4 protein-coding genes are annotated in these 4,173 nt (G+C 65.5%); 2 read left to right on the forward strand and 2 right to left on the reverse strand.

Going from position 1 to position 4,173, the window contains the following annotated elements:
- Nucleotide 1: 1 nt before the first annotated feature.
- On the reverse strand, nucleotides 2–1,525 hold the full coding sequence (locus AC1DYI_RS28360) for a fumarate hydratase (RefSeq protein WP_477207466.1): 1,524 nt from the start codon (nucleotides 1,523–1,525) through the stop codon (nucleotides 2–4).
- Nucleotides 1,526–1,581: 56 nt separating this feature from the next.
- Between AC1DYI_RS28360 and nhaA the strand changes: the two genes are divergently transcribed.
- Nucleotides 1,582–2,769: a Na+/H+ antiporter NhaA gene (gene nhaA, locus AC1DYI_RS28365; RefSeq protein ID WP_477207467.1), complete on the forward strand. Its 1,188-nt coding sequence runs from the start codon at nucleotides 1,582–1,584 to the stop codon at nucleotides 2,767–2,769.
- A 6-nt stretch (nucleotides 2,770–2,775) separates the two neighbouring features.
- On the opposite strand, the gene AC1DYI_RS28370 is transcribed toward nhaA, so the two are convergent.
- Nucleotides 2,776–3,414, reverse strand: a complete 639-nt coding sequence (locus AC1DYI_RS28370; protein ID WP_477207468.1) for a TIGR00645 family protein — start codon at nucleotides 3,412–3,414, stop codon at nucleotides 2,776–2,778.
- 202 nt (nucleotides 3,415–3,616) lie between these two features.
- Here AC1DYI_RS28370 and AC1DYI_RS28375 point away from each other — a divergent pair.
- Nucleotides 3,617–4,173, forward strand: a 557-nt coding sequence (locus AC1DYI_RS28375; RefSeq protein WP_477207469.1) for an AMP-binding protein, incomplete at its 3' end; no start/stop codon positions are given.

Below are 4,173 nucleotides of genomic sequence, written 5' to 3' on the forward strand. Positions count from 1 at the left end.
GTCAGGCCGTGGCCACCGGAATCTTGCCGATCTTGTTCTGCCAGATCTTCGGGCCTTCGATGTGCGCGCTGGCGCCGCCGGCGTCCACGGCCACGGTCACCGGCATGTCGACCACGTCGAACTCGTAGATGGCTTCCATGCCGAGGTCGGCGAAGCCGACGACCTGGGCGCCCTTGATCGCCTTGGAGACGAGGTAGGCGGCGCCGCCCACCGCCATCAGGTAGGCGCTCTTGCTGTCCTTGATGGCTTCGATGGCGACCGGGCCGCGCTCGGCCTTGCCGATCATTGCGATCAGGCCCGTCTTCTCCAGCATCATGCGGGTGAACTTGTCCATCCGCGTCGCGGTCGTCGGGCCAGCGGGGCCGACGACCTCGTCACGCACCGGGTCGACCGGGCCGACGTAGTAGATGACGCGGTTGGTGAAGTCCACCGGCAGCGTCTCGCCTTTGGCCAGCATGTCGGCGATGCGCTTGTGGGCGGCGTCGCGGCCGGTCAACATCTTGCCGTTCAGCAGCAGCGTGTCGCCGTGCTTCCAGCTTGCGACTTCTTCCTTCGTCAGCTTGTTCAAGTCGACGCGCTTGCTCTTGTTGTAGTCGGGCGCCCAGTGAACGTCGGGCCACAGATCMAGGCTTGGTGCTTCGAGGTGGGTGGGGCCGGAGCCGTCGAGCACGAAGTGGGCGTGGCGCGTGGCGGCGCAGTTCGGGATCATCGCCACCGGCAGGGAGGCCGCATGCGTCGGGAAGGTCTTGATCTTGATGTCGAGCACGGTGGTCAGGCCACCCAGGCCCTGCGCACCGATGCCCAGCGCGTTGACCTTTTCATATAGCTCGATGCGCAGCTCTTCGAGCTTGTTGCTCGGGCCGCGCTGCAGCAGCTCGTACATGTCGATGTCGTCCATCAACGCTTCCTTGGCCATCAGCACGGCCTTCTCGGCGGTGCCGCCGATGCCGATGCCCAGCATGCCCGGCGGGCACCAGCCGGCGCCCATCGTCGGCACCGTCTTCAACACCCAGTCGACCAGGCTGTCGCTGGGGTTGAGCATCTGCATCTTGGACTTGTTTTCCGACCCACCGCCCTTGGCAGCGACAGTCACGCCCACCGTGTTGCCGGGCACCACCTCCATGTGCACGACGGCCGGGGTGTTGTCCTTGGTGTTCTTGCGCTCGAAGATCGGGTCCGCCAGCACCGAGGCGCGCAGCACGTTGTCCGGATTCAGGTAGCCTTGGCGCACGCCTTCGTTGACGGCGTCGGCGATCGAGCCGGTGAAGCCTTCCCACTTCACGTCCATGCCGATCTTCAAGAACACGTTGACGATGCCGGTGTCCTGGCAGATTGGGCGACGGCCCTCGGCGCTCATGCGCGAGTTGGTCAGAATCTGGGCGATCGCGTCCTTGGCCGCCGCGCTTTGTTCGCGCTCGTAGGCGCGCGCCAGGTGGGCGATGTAGTCGGCCGGGTGGTAGTAGCTGATGTACTGCAGCGCGCTCGCGACGGATTCGACGAGGTCGGCCTGGCGGATGGTGGTCATGGCGATCTGGCGGTGGCTAGGGAAACACCAAAGTTTACTCAAGGGGGTGGGGCAGGATGGTCACACAGGCATTGAAGCGTTTCCTCGGTCACGAATCGGCCGGCGGCGTGGTGCTGGGCCTGGCGGCCTTGGCCGCGCTGGTGGTCAGCAACTCGGCCTGGGCGCCGGCTTATGAAGGCTTCCGCCAGATGCCGGGCGAGTTGCGCATCGGCAGCGGTGCGAACGCGCTGGTGCTGACCAAGCCGCTGCTGGTCTGGGTCAACGACCTGTGGATGGCCGTCTTCTTCTTTCTCGTCGGGCTCGAGATCAAGCGCGAGTTCGTCGAGGGGGAGCTTTCCACCGGGGCGCAAGCCGCTTTACCTGCGGTGGCTGCGCTAGGCGGCATGGTGGCGCCAGCGCTGATCTTCGCGGCGTTCAACATGGGTGACCCGGTTGCGTTGCGCGGCTGGGCAATCCCGGCGGCGACCGACATTGCCTTTGCCCTTGGCGTGTTGCTGTTGCTGGGCGATCGGGTGCCGATGTCGCTGAAGGTCTTCCTGACGGCGGTGGCGATCATCGACGACCTGGGTGCGATCGCGGTGATCGCACTGTTCTACACGGCCCAGTTGTCGCCGTTGATTCTGGCGGGCGCTGGTGTGTGCGCCCTGGGGCTGATCGCACTGAACCGCGCGCGGGTCATGCGGGTCGAGGCCTACGTGCTGCTCGGCCTGGTGCTGTGGCTGTTCGTGTTGAAGTCCGGCGTGCACGCCACGCTGGCGGGCGTAGCCACCGCACTGGCGGTGCCGATGCGCGACGGCGAAGGCGGCTCGCCGCTGCAACGGCTGGAGCATGGCCTGCATCCCTGGGTTGCGTTCGCGGTGCTGCCCGTGTTTGCGTTTGCGAATGCCGGCGTGTCATTTCAAGGTGTGTCGCCGTCGGCGCTGTTGGCGCCATTGCCCTTGGGCATCGCCGCCGGCCTGGTGCTGGGCAAGGTGGCGGGCGTGTTTGGCAGCCTGTGGCTGATGGTGACGCTGACCGGTGCGCCCCGGCCGGCCGATGCGAGCTGGGCTCAGTGCTTCGGCATGGCGCTGCTGTGCGGCATCGGCTTCACGATGAGCCTGTTCATCGGTGGCCTGGCCTTCGAGGGYCAGGGGGCCGGGTACGAAGCCCAGCTCAAGCTGGGTGTGCTGGGCGGCTCGGTGGTGGCTGGTGTGCTGGGTAGTCTGGTGCTGGCCTGGGCGGGGCGTCGTAGCCCCAGGCCCTGAGCCCGGTCAGTGCTTGCCGCTGGCGTGCGGCATCACCCGGTCGGCCGCCGCGATCGCCAGCGCCGAGACCAGGAAGGCGACGTGGATCAGCGTCTGCCACATCAGCGTCTTCTCGGTGTAGTTCTCGGCGTTGATGAAGGTCTTCAGCAGGTGGATCGAGCTGATGCCGATGATCGCGGTGGCTAGTTTCACCTTCAGCACCGAGGCGTTGACGTGGCTCAGCCATTCGGGCTGGTCAGGGTGGCCGTCCAGGTCCAGGCGCGAGACGAAGGTTTCGTAGCCGCCAACGATCACCATCACCAGCAGGTTGGAGATCATCACCACGTCGATCAGGCCCAGCACCACCAGCATGATGATGGTTTCACTGAGTTTCACGATCGGCTCGTAGCCCGTCACCTTGCCCGAGCCCGCATCGACGATGGCCGTGCCCTTGTAGCCGAGGCTGGTGACGAGGCTGCTCAGCGCGTCCTTGCTGCCAAAAACCGCCTCGATCAGATGGATCAACTCGCCCCAGAACTGGAACACGTAGACCGCCTGCGCCAGGATCAGGCCGAGGTACAACGGCAGCTGCAGCCAGCGGCTGGCGAAGATCAGTTGCGGCAGCGGTCGCAGGCGCGGCGATGGTTTGTTGTTCGGTTGTTCCATGGGGGGGCTGAACGATGTGCGACAGTCTGGAAATCGGCAGGCGGCGGATTGTAGGGGGCCCCTCAAGACCGCTGTCTGACAGTCGTGGCGACGGGAGTAAGGCCTTCGTCAGACGCCCGGACGAAAGTGCTGGCCATCAGTGGCCGGCGTCTGCCGGGCGTGGCCGCTCGCAGCCTTTTTTGCAGTCTTGAGGAGACAAGTGATGACCGAAGAGCTGAAGACCTACGCGCCACCCTCTGCGTTGGCCGCTACCGCCCACGTGTCTGGCATGGCCGCTTACGAGGCGCTGTGCCGCGAGGCCGACAGCGACCACCAAGCCTACTGGGGCCGACTGGCGCGCGAAGTCATCAGCTGGAAGAAGCCCTTCACCAAGGTGCTGAACGACAGCGAGGCGCCGTTCTTCAAGTGGTTCGAAGACGGCACGCTGAACGCGTCGTACAACTGCCTGGATCGCAACATCGAGCGCGGCCTGGGCGACAAGACCGCGCTGATCTTCGAAGCCGACGGTGGCGAAGTCACGAAGACCAGCTACTCCGAGTTGCTGGCCAAGACCTGCCAGATCGCCAACGGCCTGAAGTCCTTGGGCGTCACCAAGGGCGACCGGGTCATCATCTACATCTCGATGTCGGTCGACGGCGTGGCGGCCATGCAGGCCTGCGCGCGTATCGGTGCGACGCACTCGGTGGTCTTCGGCGGCTTCTCGGCTCAGTCGTTGCGTGACCGCATTGAAGAAACCGGCGCCAAGGCGGTGATCACCGC

Source organism: Ideonella sp. P3_A4 (assembly GCF_056403075.1).